A 16,571-nucleotide genomic window follows, 5' to 3' on the forward strand; every position below is an offset into this window, starting at 1 on the left:
ATCTCGCGGCCGGGCCGGGTGCTCAGGCGACCGAGCGGGGGTTGAGCGGGGCGATCGAGTCGCCCGGTTTGACCGGCTCGATGTGCATGCCGTGGCGAATGGTCTCGAGCATGGTCATGCCCTGGGCGGCGAGCGACGCGACCACGCTGTTGAGGCCCTCGGCGCCGTCCAGCACCGTCACGTTCGCCCCGCGCAGGCCCTCGGCGGCGGCCTGGAGCATCTCCGGCAGCTTGTCGATGATCGCCTGGTCCAGCGCGATCCGGTCCTGGGCGGCGGCGGCCTCGGCCGACAGCTTCGTGGCGTCGGCCTCGGCCCGGGCCAGCGCGCGGATCCGCTCGGCCTCGGCCTCGGCCGGCCGGATCACCTCGGCGATCAGCTCGGCCTCGCGCAGCGCCGCGTTCTTCTGGGCGACCAGCGCGCGCTCGGCGATGACGTCCTGGGCGGCGCGGGCGGCGGCGAGCGGGCCGGACTGGGCCGCGGTCTGCTGGGCCTGGTCGATCTCGGCCTGGTAATGGGCCTGGGCGATGGCGGTCTGCCGCGCGTACTCGGCCTGGTGCCGGATGCTCTCCTGCTGGGCCATCGCGCTCTCCCGGTCGGCGGCGGCCTGCGCGACCTTCGCCTCCTGGTTGACCCGCGCCTGGTGCGGCGCGGCGAGCGCCCGGATGTAGCCGACGCCCTTGTCGTCGATGCTGCTGATCTGCAGCGAGTCGACGGCGAGGCCGATCCGGGCCATCTCGGTCTTGCTGGCGTCGACGATCGCGTCGGCCAGCGTCTGCTGCTCGCGGATGATCGCCTCGACCGTCATGCTGCCGATGATGCTGCGCAGGTGGCCCGAGAAGATGCGGCCGACCAGCGTCGGCATCTGGCCCTGATCGCCCTGGAAGCGGCGGGCGGCCGCGGCGATCGACTCGTGGTCGTCGCCGACCTTGAACGCGATGATCGCCTGGACCGAGAGCGTGAGGCCCTGCTTGGTGTAGCAGTCCTCGATGACCTCGGCCTCCTGCATGGCCAGGGTGAGCCGGGTGGCCTTGGAGAAGACGGGCGCGACGAACACGCCGTGCCCTGTGACGATCTTGAACGGCAACGCGTCCGCGCCCCGTTGTTTCCGGCCGCTGATGAGCAACGCCTCATTGGGGGCGGGCACCCGATAACCGAACACTTTCTACAGCCCTTCTTCGACGGGCCATGGCTCGACGTCGATCTGGCGCGCGCCACGGTTGTTGATGACGAGGACCTCTGACCCGGCGGGAACGGGGGCGGGGGCATACGCCAGGTAGTAATGCGCGATGCCCTGGAGCAGCAGGCGGACCTCGCCTGCGCGCTCGCCGCCGCGGATCGCGGTGATCACCGTGCCGACCCGGCCGACCAGCGTCTCACTCGTCACGCCTGCATTGTGCGCCTGCCCCGCTCGCCCCCGCTCGCCCGGGCGGACGGGTAGCCGACACCATGCACGTCATTTTGGATCTACCGTCGCGGGATGGCGGAACGTCTCCGCGCGGCGGAGAGAACAGCGGGGAAATCGGCGGGGGAGATCGCGGACGAGGATGCCGCGCCGATGGTGGTGCGCCCGGCGCCGGCGGCGAGCAACCGGGAGGCGGCGGCCACGCTGAGCGGTCCGGGCGCCGGCCCGGTGGCCACCGACGAGGTGGCGGGCCTGTCCGGCCGGGCGGGCAACCGCGCGGTTTCACAATGGCTGGGACAAGGCTCCGGTACGAGTTCGGGACCGCCCGCCTCGGGAGCGGTTGCGGGTCCGGCGCCGGCCCCCGCGCCCGGGCCGGTCACCGGGCCGGTCGCCGGTCCCGCCGTACCGCAGAAACAGCCGGCGCCGAACCCGGCAGCGCAAGTGACCGCTCCGCCCCCGCCGGCGAAGGCGGTCGAGCCGCCGCCGATCGACTGGATCGACGCCCTGCCCCCGCACATCAAGATGCAGATCGACACGTTCGACGCCGCCCAGGAGAAGCTGGCCGACGACGGCAACAAGGCGCTGGCCGACGCGCGAACCCGGAACCGGGTCACCTTCATGCACACCATGCGCTGGTGCATGGGCAACGACGACGCGGTGATCCAGAAGCACTTCCAGGAGATCGCGCCGATCGACGTCGGCGACGGCGAGCAGCTGTGGGCGCACATCTCCACCCGCGAGAAGCTGGCCGCGGTCAAGACGGACCTCGAGGCGCTGAGCATCCCGATGCCGCAGACCGACGTCGGGCTCGGCATGCGCGGCGACCACCTCAACCCGGGCAAGCACGGGCGTACCTGGTTCACCCACGCGGTCGGCTTCGCCGTCGACTGGCGGGCCTACCAGACACCGCGGATCACCGACGAGCGCCTGATCAAGCTGTTCGACATCGTCACCGGCGGCCGGCCGGACATGAAGACCAGCGTCGAGGGCGACACCCGGCTCGACCTCGAGATCAAGATCGGCCAGGGCAAGGCCGACGCCGGCGACGAGAAGAAGCTTCTCGACTCGGTGGAGTCGGAGTACAAGCGGCTCTCCGAGGGGTCGGAGAAGTTCAAGACCGACCTGCCGGCGGAGACCCTGGACCGGCTGCGGGAGGTCGAGCAGAGCCGGGTCGCGGTGGTCCGGGCGCAGCGCGCGCTCGCCCAGCTGACGTCGCCGAAGCGGCCGAAGAAGGCCACCGCCGAGCAGGTCGAGGCGGGCAAGAAGACGGTCGCCGACGCCAAGGAGAAGTACGACAAGGTCGTCGCCGCGATCGGGCCGGACCTGCCGAAGCTGTTCGAGCCGTGGGTCAAGAAGATCGACGCCCTGATCGCGCCCCTCGACCAGCACTTCAAGGCCCTGAACGTCGACGTCGACATGCTCACCAGCGACTTCGGGTTCGGCGAGCGGCAGACGAAGATCGAGCAGATGCAGGCATCCCAGGCGAAGCTCGTCAAGGCGGCGGGCGGCGACCTGCCCAAGGTGCTCCAACTGCACCGCGACGCGCTCGACCTGCAGGCGAAGATCGACGCGGCGAAGGGCGCGCTGCCCGACCCCGACAACGGCTGGCGAAGCGACCTCGAGGCGATCGAGAAGGAGACCGGCGGGGTCCTGACCGGGCTCGGTCCGGTCGAGGACGTGCTCGGCGAGCTCCTGCCGAAGGCGAAGCTCGAGGTGAAGCCGGCCGCGCCGGTCAAGCCGGGCACGCTGAAGCAGCCGGCGATCGACGCGCTGCGGACCGCGGCCGGCAAGCTGGGTCCGCGCTTCACCGCCCTGGCCGTCCGGCTCGTGCCGTCGGCGGCCACCTACGGCCTGACCGACGCCGACATCACGGCGGCCAAGGAGGACGTGGCGGCGCGCCGCAAATACCGCGAGGACAAGACGGCGGAGCTGGGCGGCGGCACCGACAAGGCGTCGATGGCCAAGGGACGCAAGACGATCCAGGACCTGATCGACGAGAAGTTCCAGCTGCTCACGCTGAAGGGCCTCAAGGACGGGCTGATCACCAACGCGAACGGTTTCGTCTTCCGGAGCAAGCTCGCCACCGACGACCCGGCGATCGACCAGCTGCTCGGGCTGATGCCGGAGAACAAGGGCGGGTTCTTCACCCCCGACGCCGAAGGCGGCGAGGCCGAGGCGAAGAAGGGGAAGTTCAGCGGCGGCCACGGGTACGGGCTGGCCTTCATCAAGACCATGGTGAGCCACGGCTTCGAGGCCGGCATGGCGTGGCGGGGCGGCTCCGACCCGATGCACTTCGAGCTGGCCGAGGGCCGCAAGTTCCTGCAGACCGCCGGGGCGAGCCCGGTCACCGCGGGCGCGACGCTGCGGGCCGAGGAGGAGGAGGCGAAGAAGAAGAAAGGGCCGACGCCGTAGCGCCGGCCCTTCCTCATCGGAGTGTCAGCTCACGTTCAGAGCCGTGTTGTCGATCTGGAACGAGGTCGCCAGCGACGAGTCCTCGGTTCCGGTGAAGCCGATCGTCACGGTCTGGCCCTTGTACGCGGCCAGGTTGAACGACTTCTGCGCGTAGGCGCTCTTGTTGAGGTTGGAGTACGTCGCCAGCGTCGTCGAGCCGGCCTTGACGGTCAGCTTGTCGTACGCGGTGGTCGTCGTGGTCTCCGAGGACGTGATCTTCAAGAAGAAGCTCAGCGTCGCGTTCGTGCAGGTCGACGGGATCGTCACCGACTGGGACAGCGTGTCGGTGTGGGTGGCGCCGTAGCCGTCGAGCCAGGCGAAGTAGCTGCCCGCGTAGGGAACGTTGGTGCCGGACGCGGTCGAGATGACACCCGAGGTCTGCGCCCACGTGGTGGCGCCGCTCTCGAAGCCGGAGTTACCCAGCAGCTGCGCCGAGGTGCAGGTGCTCGGGCCGGTGGTCGGCGGGGTCGTCGTCGGCGTGGTCGGCGGCGTGGTGCCGCCGGAGCAGGTCGGGTCGCCCGACTGGGCCGGCACGCTGACCGCGTCCCAGGCCGCCTTGACCGTGTTGAACGCGGAGCATTCCCCCGGGTACAGGTTCTTGGCGGCGGTGAGCGTCCAGGTCCGGTACTTCAGGTACGACGAGCTCGAGGTCTTGAGCAGCATCGCGTTGTACATGATGGTGATGGCCTTCTGGATGCCCAGGCCGGTGACCGACGAGCTGTTGCAGGTCGAGCTGGCGGGCTGGCCGTTGCCGCTGGTGCCCTGCGCGAGCAGGTAGAACCAGTGGTTGCCGGGGCCGGCCGCGGCGTGCACCTCCTGCGACGGGACGCTGCTGGAGTAGCAGTTCGAGTCGCCGAGCGCCGACGGGTTGTACATGTTGCGGATCGGGCCGCTGCCGACGAGGTTGACTTCCTCGCCCACGGTGTAGTCCGGCGGGTCGTTCGGGTTGTTGATGTACCACTCGGTCGCGGCGCCGAAGGTGTCGGCGACGAACTCCTGGGTGTTGCCGTTCGAGATGCCGCCGGGGGTGTTGTCGTCGATGCCGTGGCCGAGCTCGTGGCCCACCACGTCCGCCGAGGAGATCCACTGACCGGCGGTGTTCTTGCCGATCTGCACCTGGGTGCCGTCGTAGTACGCGTTCTGGTCGTTCAGGCCGACCCGCAGCGGCCACGCGCCGTTCGAGCCGTTCTGGCCACTGCGCCCGAGCCACGCGGAGAGCATCGCGGTCTGCTTCTCGGCCACGTAGAGGGCGTCGACACAACCGGTCTCGCGGTTGGTGCCGGTGCCGTTGCCCCAGACGTTGTCAGTGCCGCTGAACGTCGTGTTGCTGGCGGCGTCCTGGCACTTGAGCGTGGACTGGGTGGAGGACTGCATCGAATACGTCGAACCGGAGAGGGTGGTGTCGATCGAGACCGAGCCGTTGATCCAGCCGGTGCCCGTGCCGGTCACGTCGGTGACGTGCTCCTGGGTGCCGAGCACGGCCCCGGTGGCCGCGTCGACGTCCACGGTGAGCCGGCTGACGCCGTCGGCGCCGATCCCGTTCACGGTGGTCTGCCAGGCCAGGCGTGCGGCCGAACCTTCCTTGGCCACCACGACGAGCTTGGTGCCCTCGACGCTGCGGACCGACTTGAGCTGCTTCTTGGCGATCGCCGCGGCGGCCGAGTCGGCCAGCGTGGGCGTCGTGGAGAGCTCGCCGATCGGGCTGGACTGCGCGACCGAGGTGTACTTCGTCGCCCCGTTGGCGTCGGTCATGACGACGAGATCGCCGCCGTCGACCGGGAGGCCCTTGTAGGTGCGGGTGTAGGGGACGTAGTGCAGGCCGTGCGACGTGATCACGGGCTTCTGCTGGAAGGTGTCGTTCGCGCCGGCCTGCAGGATCGAGGGCCGGCTGGCGACCAGGGCGTCGGCCTTGGCGGCCGCGGTCTTCGCGGCCGCGGCCGGGTCGACCGGGGTTGCGGTGGCCGGTCCGGCCACCGCGACCATCGCCGACGCGGCCGCGGTGCCGGACGCGAGTGCGATGATCAGGGGGGTTCGACGTTTCACGCGGGTACTCCTTCCCTGCCCGGGGGTCTGGGCAGGCTCAAGATCCGGTGGACGATGAGTCACACCTGGATGACTTGAGGTGGACGCTAGGCATCGACGAGTGTCTTTCGAAACAGGGAAAACCCTTGCGCCCGGCGTGAGAACGCTTTCTCGGCATACGACCTAGGTCGTACGAGAGGTGTAGACCGTGGTCGGACGCGCCCCCGGCGGCGCCCCGGAAGGATCGTCGGCATGACTGAGCGTGAGTTTCGCTTCGGCGTCACCGCCGGAAAGGCGCCCTCGGGCGCGGAGTGGATCGCCACCGCGCGGCGGGCCGAGGAGCTGGGTTACGACACCCTGCTCATTCCCGACACCCTGCATACGTACGCGCCGTTCCAGGCCCTGGCGGCGGCCGCCGCCGTGACGAGCACGCTGCGCGTGGGCACCTACGTGCTGAGCGCGCCCAACCGGCCGCCCGGCCTCGTCGCATGGGAGACCGAGACCCTCCAGCAGCTCTCCGGCGGCCGGTTCGAGCTCGGCCTGGGCGGGGGCCGGCCGGGCGCCGACGCCGACGCCGAGGCGCTGGGCGGCTCGTGGGGCACGCCGGCCGAGCGGATCGACCGGGTGGCCGAGACCATCGCCGCCGTCCGCAAGGGGGAGAACCCGCCGCGGCTGCTGCTCGCCGCGAGCCGCCCGCGCATGCTGCGCCTAGCCGCGCAACAGGCCGACACCGTGGCGCTCGGCCTTCCGCCGCAGTCCACCGAGCCCGACCTGGCGCGCACGGTGGCGGCCTTGCGCGAGGCGGCCGGCGACCGCTTCGGCGCGATCGAGGTGCATCTCAACACGGCGGCCGTGACCGAGACCGTCGACGACATCCCGCCGTGGCTGTCCCGCATGGTCGGCGGCGAGCCCCGAGCGATGGCGGCGGCCGGCGGCATCGCTTTCCTGATCGGCTCGCCCGAGCAGATCGCCGACCTCCTCCGCCGCCGCCGGGAGGAGCTGGACGTGTCCTACATCGGGGTGAACGCCCTGTTCATGGAGCAGTTCGCCCCGGTACTGAAGCTGCTGCGATCAGCATGACCGGTGGCACCCGACCAGACCGGCAAGCGTGTCGTGCAGCGTCTTCACCCGCGCCGCACTGAGGTCACCGACCGTGTTGTGCAACTGGTCCGGGTCCGTCGCATGGTCGTAGTACTCCCGGGTCCCGTCCGCGTATTCGACGTAGGTGGAGCCGGCGGTCCGGATCGCCGAGTACGTCGGCGGGTTGCCGCTGTTCTTCTCCGGGTGGTCCGGGTCGGTCGGGTCGGTGTCCGGGCCGTGGTGCTCGATCAGCGCGGCGGTCCTGGAGGCGAGGTCGTCCCGCCCGCTCAACTCCGGCATCAGGCTGCGGCCGTCCACTTCGGGCGCCCCGGCCCCGGCCAGCTCGGCAAAGGTGGGGCGCAGGTCGATGTTCTCGGCCGGGGCGGTCACCGTGGCGCCCGCCCGCACGCCGGGACCGGCCACGATCAGCGGCACGTGCACATCGGTGTCGAAGGCGGTCTGCTTGCCGGGCATGAGCCGGTGCTCGCCCATGTGGTAGCCGTTGTCCGAGGTGAAGACGACCATGGTGTGATCGGCGACCCCGGCCGTGTCGAGAGTCTTGCGCAGCGACGCGATCATCCGGTCCACCGCCTGCACCGACTGCGCGCGCTTCCGGAACGCGGTGTCGATCTGCTTCTTCTCGGCGTCGGTCAGCGGCGCCCGGCCGGCGAGCCACTTCGGCGCGTCCGTGGGCAACGTGTCGTAGGCGCCGGTGCGCGGCGGCGCCAGGCCGGGGAAGGCGTCGAGGTCCCGGTCGGCCGGCGTGTACGGCGCATGCGGCGCGAAGGTCGCGACCTCGACCAGGAAGGGCTTGTGCGCGGCCGCCGACGACGTGATGAAGGCCGACGCCTTCGTGCCGATCACGTCGGTCAGGTAGTCGTGCCCGTAGTGCACGACCTTCCCGTTCTCGAGCAGGTTGTAGTTGTATTCGCCGTAGCCGTTCCCGGCGACGTCCCACTCGTCCCACCCGGGCGGCACGAACTCGTCCTTCGGCAGGTAGCCGTTGAGGTACTTCCCGAGCATCGCGGTGCGATATCCGGCCGCGTGCAGGTCGGTGGCGAACGTCGACGACTCCTCGCCCCGCTGGTGGAAGGTGCCGAAGCCGCCGTCCGCGCCGCCGTTGGTGAAGATCCCGGTGTCGTGCGGGAAGTTCCCGGTGAACAGCGAGGACCGCGACGGGCAGCAGAGCGAGTCGGTGACGGTGTAGTTGGTGAACGAGGTGCCCTCGCGGGCGAGCGCCTGCACCGACGGCAGGTACGGCAGCAGGTTCATGGACAGGTCGTCGGTGAGCACCAGGACGACATCGGTCTTCGCGGTGCCGGCCGGCGACGCGGCGGGCGCGGTGCACGCTCCGGCGATCACCAGCGGCAGGAGTGCGGCCATCGAGCGACGGATCATGCGCCGAACGCTAGGACGGGAGCACCCGCCCCGGCGTTCGAGCCATGTAAGGGTTCGGTCAGCTGTGGGTGGCGCGCCGAGCGCGCCGGCGACCGCGGTCTGACCTTGAACAACCTTAAATAACGCCGCGGACCGCCCAGGCCCTCGCGGTCAGCGCGATCGAGCCGTCGGGCCGCCGGGGGAGCCGGTCGTCGAGCAGGTCGCGGATCGCGGTCTGCCGCTCCGGGGCGAGCCGGGCCAGGTAGACCGGCGCCGGGCCCTGGCCGCCGAGGAACGGCCGCCAGTAGTCGTCGAAGTCCGCGAACACGGTCGGGACCTCGATGCCCCGGGTCTCCACGCCGGACAGCCCGGCCTCGTCCCAGGCCGCCGCGAGCGCCTCGGGGTGACAGATCGGGAAGCGCGGCCCCTCGTCGGCGTCGGCCGCGCCCGGGTCCACCTCCTGGGCCGCGTCCCAGAAGTACCGCATCATCCGCATGCCCTCGGCGTAGTCCCAGACGTACGCGCCCACCGTCGCGCCGGGCGCCGCCACCCGGGCGAACTCGTTCACCGCCGCCTGCGGCCGGGGCACGAAGTTCAGCGCGAGGCCGCTCACCACCGCGTCGAACCGCGCGCCGGCCAGCGGCAGCCGCGCGGCGTCGCCGGCGACGAAGAACGCGGGAACCCGTCGGAGCGCCTGGCCGAGGAACCCGGTCGACATGTCGACGCCGGTCACCAGCTCGGGCGCGGCGGCGGCCAGGGCCGTACCCGTCAATGCGCCCGTCCCGCACCCGGCGTCCAGCCACCGTCCTCCCGGCGGCACCCCGAGCCACCGTACGAACTCGGCCGCCACCGGCCGGCTCCATCGCCCTACGTAAGCCTCGTACGCGTCGCCCACTGCCCACACGTCTCCCATGTGGAGGAAGGTACCTGCGTCTTCGTGACGGTTTGACTACAGGGTTTTCCCTACATGTTGTAGGTGCGTCTTGATCGATGCGGTGCGACGCGAGAACGATGCGCGCGTGCGTGTGGTGACTGGCCACAAGCGCTCCGTAGTCAAGGAGGGGCAATGCAGCCTCGTCTCGCCGCCGTGGCCGTCACGGCGTTGATCCTGGTCATCTCACCGACCGCCGCGTCGGCGTCCGGCGCCAACGGCGCCGGCCGTCCCGCGCCCTATCGCCATCTCAAGGAGGCTGCCGCTTCCCGGGCCGCGCAGGCCCTCACTACGAAGGCCCAGGCCCAGGCCAAGGCCGAGGCGGACGACGACGAGGGCGAGGACCCCGAGGAGATCGCCGAGCAGGCCGAGCAGTGGGCCGAGGCCCGCTCCGCCCCCGGCATCGTCGCGCCCGGCGCCTACTCCGCCGCCTGGCAACAGCAGCAGAGCCTGCCGCACACCCCCGGCAACTGGACCTCCGTCACCAACCTGCCGTACAACGCCGACGACCCCCGCTACCGCGACATCGACAGCAACTCCTCCGGCGGCGCCGGCCTGGTCACCGGGCGCGTCACGGGCCTGGCCGCGGATGACTCCGGCTACGTCTTCGCGGGCGCGGCCAACGGCGGCGTGTGGCGCTCGTCGAAGGGCGGCGGCCGCTGGCAGCCGATCTCCGAGAAGCTGCCGTCGCCCTCCACCGGCGACCTGCGGCTCGACCCGCGCGGCCGGCTCTGGTACGCGACCGGCGAGGCCAACACCAGCGCCACCTCGTTCGTCGGCACCGGCGTCTACGTGCTGAGTCGCCCGCACAGCGGGACGTTCGCGCCGGGCGACCGGGTCGGCGGCACCGAGCTGGAGAGCACGATCATCCGCAAGCTGCGCTTCATCGGGAACACCGTGTGGGCGGCCACCAGCAGCGGCGCGTGGACACACTCGCTGAGCAACCTGCACGGCCCGTGGACGCGGGTGTTCGCGCCCAACCCGGCGTTCCTGGCCGGCGGCGCGAGCGCGGCCGACCCGAACGCGCCCTACAAGAACATCGTCAACGACTTCGCCGTCGACCCGAAGCACACCGACCGCGTGATCATCGCGGCCGGCTGGCGCAGCGGTGACGACTATAACGGCTTCTACACCCGCGTCGGCGGCGCCTGGCAGCGCACGACGCCGGCCGGACTGCCCTCCGGGCCCGGCGACGTCGGCCTGGTCACCTTCGCGGCGGCGTCCGACGGCTCCCGGCTGTACGCGATCGAGCAGTCGCCGACCCAGCTGGCCACCAACCCGGACAGCGCCCTCGGCGGCATCTACGTGTCGCTGTCGGGCTCGCCGGCCGGCCCGTGGACGCTCGCGGCCGACTACCACAAGCTCGCCGCCTCCGGCTCGGCGCTGACCGATCCGGGCTACATGCCAGGCATCCAGGCCTGGTACAACCAGTTCCTCCAGGTCGACCCGGCCAACCGTGACCACGTGTGGGCCGGCCTCGAAGAGGTCTTCGAGACGACCGACGCGGGCGCCAGCTGGACGACCCCGGGCCCGTACTGGAACTTCGGCTTCCCCTGCTGGAACATCGACCCGGCCAAGCAGACCGGCGACTGCCACCAGACCGTCCACGCCGACCAGCACTCGGTGGCGGTCGGCCGGGATCACGGCAAGTCGTACGTCGTGGTCGGCGACGACGGCGGCACGTACCGGCGACCGGTCCGCGGCCGGGCCGACGCCTCCGGGCACGCCGTCGACTGGACCTCGCTCAACGACGGCACGATGGACGTGCTGCAGTACTACTCGGCCGACGCCGGGCGGGACCGGCACGGCCTCGCCTTCTCCGGCGGCCTCCAGGACAACGGCGAGTCGATCCTGCGCCCGGGCGACCGGGTGATGGGCTCGAACTTCGGCGGCGACGGCGGCGACACCATCGTCGACCCGGCCAACGGCTGCAACATCGCCGAGGAGTACGTGTACCTGGACATCTGGGTGACGAACAACTGCGCGGTCAACGACGGCGCCTGGACCACGAACCCGGCGCTGGCCACCAGCTACGAGGTGGCGCCGCCGGACGCCGACGACGCCCTGGCCCGGTTCATCGCCCCGATCACCCAGGACGCGCGCAACAGCAAGGTCTGGATCGCCGGCGGCCAGCACGTCTGGCTCAACACGCTCGGCTACGCGATCCGGGACGGCGAGCAGTGGACGTCGCTGGCCGACCTCGGCGCCGGCCATGTGGCCACCGCCGTCGCGACCAGTGGCGGGCTCGTCTACGCCGGCTGGTGCGGACCCTGCAACAACCTGGGCTTCACGCGGGGCATCGCGGTCGGCCGCACCGACGGCACGGGCTGGCACCAGCTGACCCTGCCGGTCGACGGCACCGTGCCGAACCGGTACGTCGCCGGCTTCGACGTCGACAAGACCGACCCGCGGCACGTGCTCGTGGCGATCAACGGGTTCTCCCGGAAGTGGACCGAGGGCCCCGGCGCCGGCATCGGTCACCTCTTCGAGTCCCGGGACGCCGGCGAGCACTGGACGGACATCTCCGGCAACCTGCCGGACATCCCGGCCAACGCGGTCCGGTTCCTGCCCGGCGGGGCCATCGCGCTCGCCGGCGACTCGGGCGTCTTCTACCGCCCGGCGTACAGCACCAAGTGGTGGACCCTGGGGCGCGGCCTGCCCACGACCACCGCGCTTCAACTGAAGATCGACCCGTACGGGCGGCTGATCGTGGCCACCCACGGGCGCGGCATCTGGGCATTCTCCCTGCACAGATAGTGGGTTATGTGGTCCGGACACACTGACGGCCCGGGCCGGTGGTGGGACGCTTCGGCGATGGAAGAGGTAACCGTCGCGGTACGCGGCATCGCGCTGAACGTCCTGCTCACCGGCCCGGCCGACGGCACCCCGGTGCTGCTCGTCCACGGCAACTGCTCGTCGGCCGACTTCTGGCGGCCGCTGCTGCGGCACCTGCCGCCCACGCTCCGGATCGTCGCGCCCGACCTGCGCGGGTACGGCCGGTCCGAGACCGCGCCGGTGGACGCCACCCGCGGCCTGCGTGACTTCGCCGACGACGTGGCCGCCCTGCTCGACGACCCGGCCCTCTTCCCGAGCCGTTCGCCGGTCTCGGTCGCGGCGCACTCGATGGGGTGCGGGGTCGCGATGCAACTGCTGATCGACCACCCCGAGCGGGTCTCCTCGCTGCTGCTGGAGGCGCCGCTCAGCCCGTACGGCTTCGGTGGCACCCGCGACCTCGACGGCACGCCGACCTCGCCCGATTTCGCCGGCACCGGCGGTGGCACCGGCAACCCCGACTTCGTCCGCCGGATCGCCGAGGGCGACCGCGGCGACGAGGGTCCGACCAGCCCGCTCACCGTGCTGCGCACCGCCTACGTCGCCGACCCGGCGTCGCTCGGCTCGGACGAGCAACTGCTGCTGGACACGGTGCTGTCGACGGCGATCGGGGACGACAACTACCCCGGCGACAGCAAGCCCAGCTCGAACTGGCCCGGCGTGGCGCCCGGCGACCGTGGCGTGCTCAACACGATGGCGCCGAACCACTTCAACGTCGCTTCGGACCTGGTCGCCGTCGCGTCCAAGCCTTTCATCAGCTGGGTGCGCGGTGACAAGGACGCGATCGTCTCCGACACCTCGTTCTTCGACCTGGCCTATCTCGGCTCGCTCGGTGTCGTGCCCGGCTGGCCCGGCGCCGAGGCGTGCCCGCCGCAGCCGATGGTGAGCCAGACCAGGGCCGTACTCGATCGCTACGCGGCGGCCGGCGGCGCGTACCGGGAAATCGTCCTGGAGAACTGCGGCCACTCACCGCACGTGGAACGCCCGGCCGAGGTGGCCGCCGAGCTGCTGCGGTTGCTCTGAAGGTTTGACGCATACTCAGATCATCTTTATGTTTGCGGCATGGCCAAGGCTATGCGCGAACCCACCTTCTGGATCCTGACCGCGCTGGCGCAGTCCGCCCGGCACGGCTACGGGATCATCCGCGAGGTGACCGTCCTGTCCGACGGGCAAGTGACGATCCAGGCCGGGACGCTCTACGCGGCCCTCGACCGGCTCACCGCCGAGGGCCTCGTCGAGGTCGACCACGACGAGAAGGTCGACGGCCGCGACCGCCGCTACTACCGCCTCACCGGCGGCGGGGTGGCGGCCCTCGACGCCGAGATCGCCCGGCTGGAGAGCAACGCGCGTACGGCGGTCCGGCAGCTGGCCGCCCGCCGCCCCGAGCTCGGCCCCGCGCACCGCTGGGCCTGGTGATCGCGTAACGGCCTACCGCTTTGCTGCTGCGGGCCTACCCGCCGGGCCGCCGCCGCGCCGAGCTGCTCGACACGCTCCTGGAGGCGGGCCGCGGCCGCCCGACCGCGCGCGAGGCCGCCAACCTGCTGCGCTGCGGGATGCGTGCCCGCCTCGGCCGGCCCGCGAGCCCGGGGCGTGGTCGTGCTCGCCATCTCCTGGGGTACGCGTTGCTGGCCGTCGCGCTGATCGCGGCGGCCGCTCGGCCGGCCGAGGATTCGACGATCGCCATCACCTGAACCGGCGAGCATGCAGGCGTTTCTCCCGCTCTGGCCGCCCGCTCTGGCCTGCCGCCCTGGCCGCCCGCTCTGGCCTGCCGCTCTGGCCGCCCGCTCTGGCCTGCCGCTCTGGCCTGCCGCTCTGGCCTGCCGCTCTGGCCTGCCGCTCTGGCCTGCCGCTCTGGCCTGCCGCTCTGGCCGCCCGCTCTGGCTGCTCGTTCTGGCTGCTCGTTCTGGCAGCCCGTTCTGGCTGCCCGAGCCCCTCCCGATCCCGTCCCGAGCCCACCCCGTTTTCTGGGTGGGTCGAGTAAAGCAGCCGGCTGTGACAATTTCGGGGCGTCGTCCACAGGGCCAACCAGCTTCGACCGGGCCACGTCATCAGGGCCGCGCGTATAGGTAAGCAGAGCAACATCGGGGCCGCGCGTATAGGTGAGCAGAGCCAAATCAGGGCCGCGCGTATAGGTAAGCAGAGCAAAGCGCCCGCCGACGGAACCTGCGGCGGGAGGGGCGGGCAGGGCGGCGCCCGCCGGCGGGAACCTGCGGGGGCGGGGGCGGGGGCGGGGGCAGGGCGGCGCCGAGGGTCAGACCTGACGATCTCGCCCGGCCGCCATCCCCGCGATGATCTGCGGCACCATCAGGCCGACCATCAGTGCGAGCGGCGCCCGCCACCCGTTGGTGTGATCGTGCAGCACGCCGATCAGGATCGGGCCCGGGATGGCCAGCAGATAGCCGACCCCCTGGGCGAAAGCCGACAGTCGCACCACGGTCGCCGGGGAACTTCCGCGCAATCCGATCATGGTCAGGACCAGCGGGAACGCCGTGTTGACGATGCCCAGCAGGACGGCCCACACCCAGGGGGCGGCGGCCGGATCCCACCACAGACCCAGATACCCGGCGATGCCGAACAGGCCGAGGATCAGCGCGATCGTGCTCTGGCTTCGCAGCCTGCCGGCCAGGGCGGACAAGGCGAAACCCAGCGGCACGCCGAGGAAGGACGTGGTGGCGAACAGCAGGCCGGCCTTGTCGGCCGACAGACCGGCGTCGCGGTAGATCTGGGGTAGCCAGCCGATGATGACGTACGCCGAGGTGGACTGCATGCCGAAATAGATGGCGAGCGCCCACGCGACCGGGTGCCGGCTTACCCGTACGACCTCGTGGGGGTTGGTTTGCGCCCGGGAATGAGCGGCGGCGCGGGTGAGTGGCAGCCAGGACGGCAACGCGATCAGCGCGAGCAGCGCCCAGCAACCCAGCCCCAGCCGCCAGCTGCCGAGCGAGTCGGTCAGCGGCACGGTCGCGGCCGCCGCCAGGGTCGCGCCCAGGTTCAGCGCCACCGTGTAGAGGCCGGTCATCGAGCCGACCTGGTTCGGGAACTGCTCCTTGACGATCATCGGGAGCAGCACGTTGACGACCGCGATGCCGGCCAGCGCGACGACGCTGAGCAGCAAGAACAAGGCGGAGCCGGGCGCGTACGGGCGCAGCGCCAAGCCGATCGCCAGGACCGCGAGTCCGACGATGATGACGCGGGCCGCGCCGAAACGCTGGGCCAGCCGGGGCGCCGCGAGGCCGAGCACGGCGAAGCAGAACGCCGGGATGGAGGTCAGCAGGCCGGCCACCGAGGAGCTCATCCCGAGGCCCGTGCGAATCTCGCTCAGCACCGGGCCCACGCTGGTCACCGCGAGGCGCAGGTTCAGGGCGGCGAGCAGCAGCGCGGCCACCGCCACGACGCGGGCACGGGTCGGGCTGGTCAGCTCCTCTTGGGCAGTCACCACTTACACATCATCGGTGTTACGCGCCGGAAACGCGCGGGCGAGTAAGAGCGCTCACACCTCCTGCTCGCGCTCCACCTGCTGGTTCCACTCGCGCTTCGAGGACTGCCAGCCGTCCTCGTTCAGGCCCAGCCGCCAGTAACCGGAGATCGACAGCTGCTCGAGCGGGATCGCGCAGTCCTTGCGCAGGAAGGCGCGCGCGTCCTTCACGAAGTTCGCCTCGCCGTGCACGAACGCGTGCACCGGGCCGGACGGGAACGCGCAGCCGCGAACCGCCTCGGCCAGCATCTCGCCGACCCGCCGGTCGCCGCGGTGCAGCCAGACGATCTCCGCGTCGGCCTGGGTCTCCAGCTTCTGCTCCTCGTCGGGGCCGGCGACCTCGACGAAGGCCCGCACGGTCGCCCCGGCCGGCATGTTCTCGAGGGCCGCGGCGATCGCCGGCAGCGCGCTCTCGTCGCCGGCCAGCAGGTGCCAGGCCGCCTCGGGACTCGGCGCGTACGCCCCGCCCGGACCCATGAACAGAATCTCGTCGCCCGGCTCGGCCCGCGCCGCCCACGGACCGGCGATGCCGGCGTCGCCGTGCACCACGAAGTCGAGCCACATCTCGGGGATCTCGGGCAGCCACTTGCGCACCGTGTACGTCCGGGTCACCGGCCACGCCTCGCGCGGCATGGTCTCGCGGATCGCGCCCGGGTCGAACGGCTCCGGGTAGGTCACGCCCGGCGCCGGGAACAGCACCTTCACGTAGTGGTCGGTGAAGTCGCCCGCGGTGATCGCGCGCAGCCCCTCGCCGCCCACAACCACCCGGACCATGTGCGGTGTGAGCTGCTCGACCCTGGTGACGGTCGCCCGGTGTGCGGGACGCGCCGGCCTGTTGGGCATGCTTGTTCCTCCCTCGTCGCCGGTAAGGCTACCCTCACCGCCGACAAAGAAGCGGGGCGGACGGGGCGGGGGGGGGGGTTTTTTTTGGAAGGTTTGCTTCCAGGGGGGTTTTCTTCCCGGGGGGTTCGGGGGGGCGGTGCCGGGTCAGCGTCCTAGCC

Annotated in this window: 13 protein-coding genes; 6 read left to right on the forward strand and 7 right to left on the reverse strand. The window is 71.4% G+C overall.

The annotated features are described in order from the left end of the window. Positions 1-22: 22 nt before the first annotated feature. Together ACZ6TB_RS17670 and ACZ6TB_RS17675 are read right to left on the reverse strand one after the other, a co-directional pair. Positions 23-1,144 carry an SPFH domain-containing protein gene (locus ACZ6TB_RS17670; RefSeq protein WP_465555535.1) on the reverse strand — a complete coding sequence of 374 codons (1,122 nt, stop codon included), beginning with the start codon at positions 1,142-1,144 and terminating at the stop codon, positions 23-25. An 18-nt stretch (positions 1,145-1,162) separates the two neighbouring features. Next, on the reverse strand, positions 1,163-1,384 hold the full coding sequence (locus ACZ6TB_RS17675; protein WP_465555537.1) for a hypothetical protein: 222 nt from the start codon (positions 1,382-1,384) through the stop codon (positions 1,163-1,165). A 93-nt stretch (positions 1,385-1,477) separates the two neighbouring features. Between ACZ6TB_RS17675 and ACZ6TB_RS17680 the strand changes: the two genes are divergently transcribed. Next, positions 1,478-3,814: a hypothetical protein gene (locus ACZ6TB_RS17680; RefSeq protein ID WP_465555539.1), complete on the forward strand. Its 2,337-nt coding sequence runs from the start codon at positions 1,478-1,480 to the stop codon at positions 3,812-3,814. Positions 3,815-3,838: 24 nt separating this feature from the next. Here the strand turns inward: ACZ6TB_RS17680 and ACZ6TB_RS17685 are convergent, their stop codons facing one another. Then, a complete protein-coding gene (locus tag ACZ6TB_RS17685; protein ID WP_465555577.1) occupies positions 3,839-5,836 on the reverse strand; it encodes a M4 family metallopeptidase in 1,998 nt (665 codons plus the stop codon). Positions 5,837-6,127: 291 nt separating this feature from the next. Between ACZ6TB_RS17685 and ACZ6TB_RS17690 the strand changes: the two genes are divergently transcribed. Further along, entirely contained in the window at positions 6,128-6,955 is an 828-nt protein-coding gene (locus ACZ6TB_RS17690; protein ID WP_465555541.1) for an LLM class flavin-dependent oxidoreductase, read from the forward strand. On the opposite strand, the gene ACZ6TB_RS17695 is transcribed toward ACZ6TB_RS17690, so the two are convergent. Then, the gene (locus ACZ6TB_RS17695) at positions 6,947-8,353 is read right to left on the reverse strand and encodes a sulfatase family protein (protein ID WP_465555543.1); all 1,407 of its coding nucleotides are present in this window, start codon (positions 8,351-8,353) and stop codon (positions 6,947-6,949) included. The genes ACZ6TB_RS17690 and ACZ6TB_RS17695 overlap by 9 nt on opposite strands. Before the next feature lie 115 nt (positions 8,354-8,468). After that, the gene (locus ACZ6TB_RS17700) at positions 8,469-9,245 is read right to left on the reverse strand and encodes a class I SAM-dependent methyltransferase (protein ID WP_465555545.1); all 777 of its coding nucleotides are present in this window, start codon (positions 9,243-9,245) and stop codon (positions 8,469-8,471) included. A gap of 153 nt (positions 9,246-9,398) precedes the next feature. Between ACZ6TB_RS17700 and ACZ6TB_RS17705 the strand changes: the two genes are divergently transcribed. The 4 genes from ACZ6TB_RS17705 to ACZ6TB_RS17720 are packed head-to-tail and all read left to right on the forward strand — an operon-like array spanning position 9,399 to position 13,786. Beyond that, complete coding sequence (locus ACZ6TB_RS17705) at positions 9,399-12,020, forward strand: beta propeller repeat protein (protein ID WP_465555546.1); 2,622 nt, start codon at positions 9,399-9,401, stop codon at positions 12,018-12,020. A gap of 57 nt (positions 12,021-12,077) precedes the next feature. Then, positions 12,078-13,118, forward strand: coding sequence for an alpha/beta fold hydrolase (locus ACZ6TB_RS17710; protein WP_465555547.1), 1,041 nt, complete (start codon positions 12,078-12,080; stop codon positions 13,116-13,118). A gap of 39 nt (positions 13,119-13,157) precedes the next feature. Further along, entirely contained in the window at positions 13,158-13,511 is a 354-nt protein-coding gene (locus ACZ6TB_RS17715; protein ID WP_465555548.1) for a PadR family transcriptional regulator, read from the forward strand. A 20-nt stretch (positions 13,512-13,531) separates the two neighbouring features. Further along, positions 13,532-13,786, forward strand: coding sequence for a hypothetical protein (locus ACZ6TB_RS17720; RefSeq protein WP_465555549.1), 255 nt, complete (start codon positions 13,532-13,534; stop codon positions 13,784-13,786). Positions 13,787-14,346: 560 nt separating this feature from the next. On the opposite strand, the gene ACZ6TB_RS17725 is transcribed toward ACZ6TB_RS17720, so the two are convergent. Together ACZ6TB_RS17725 and ACZ6TB_RS17730 are read right to left on the reverse strand one after the other, a co-directional pair. Beyond that, positions 14,347-15,534, reverse strand: a complete 1,188-nt coding sequence (locus tag ACZ6TB_RS17725; protein ID WP_465555550.1) for a CynX/NimT family MFS transporter — start codon at positions 15,532-15,534, stop codon at positions 14,347-14,349. A gap of 51 nt (positions 15,535-15,585) precedes the next feature. After that, positions 15,586-16,413: a siderophore-interacting protein gene (locus ACZ6TB_RS17730; RefSeq protein WP_465555551.1), complete on the reverse strand. Its 828-nt coding sequence runs from the start codon at positions 16,411-16,413 to the stop codon at positions 15,586-15,588. Positions 16,414-16,571 lie beyond the last annotated feature (158 nt).

Source organism: Actinoplanes sp. NPDC051537, from assembly GCF_055586105.1.

What these genes read in the sequence shown, in the direction of transcription:
- ACZ6TB_RS17680 (WP_465555539.1), top strand. Translation starts at nt 1,478, where the DNA reads ATGGCGGAACGTCTCCGCGCGGCGGAGAGAACAGCGGGGAAATCGGCG.
- ACZ6TB_RS17685 (WP_465555577.1), bottom strand. Translation starts at nt 5,836, where the DNA reads ATGGTCGCGGTGGCCGGACCGGCCACCGCAACCCCGGTCGACCCGGCC.
- ACZ6TB_RS17690 (WP_465555541.1), top strand. Translation starts at nt 6,128, where the DNA reads ATGACTGAGCGTGAGTTTCGCTTCGGCGTCACCGCCGGAAAGGCGCCC.
- ACZ6TB_RS17695 (WP_465555543.1), bottom strand. Translation starts at nt 8,353, where the DNA reads ATGATCCGTCGCTCGATGGCCGCACTCCTGCCGCTGGTGATCGCCGGA.
- ACZ6TB_RS17700 (WP_465555545.1), bottom strand. Translation starts at nt 9,245, where the DNA reads ATGGGAGACGTGTGGGCAGTGGGCGACGCGTACGAGGCTTACGTAGGG.
- ACZ6TB_RS17705 (WP_465555546.1), top strand. Translation starts at nt 9,399, where the DNA reads ATGCAGCCTCGTCTCGCCGCCGTGGCCGTCACGGCGTTGATCCTGGTC.
- ACZ6TB_RS17710 (WP_465555547.1), top strand. Translation starts at nt 12,078, where the DNA reads ATGGAAGAGGTAACCGTCGCGGTACGCGGCATCGCGCTGAACGTCCTG.
- ACZ6TB_RS17715 (WP_465555548.1), top strand. Translation starts at nt 13,158, where the DNA reads ATGGCCAAGGCTATGCGCGAACCCACCTTCTGGATCCTGACCGCGCTG.
- ACZ6TB_RS17730 (WP_465555551.1), bottom strand. Translation starts at nt 16,413, where the DNA reads ATGCCCAACAGGCCGGCGCGTCCCGCACACCGGGCGACCGTCACCAGG.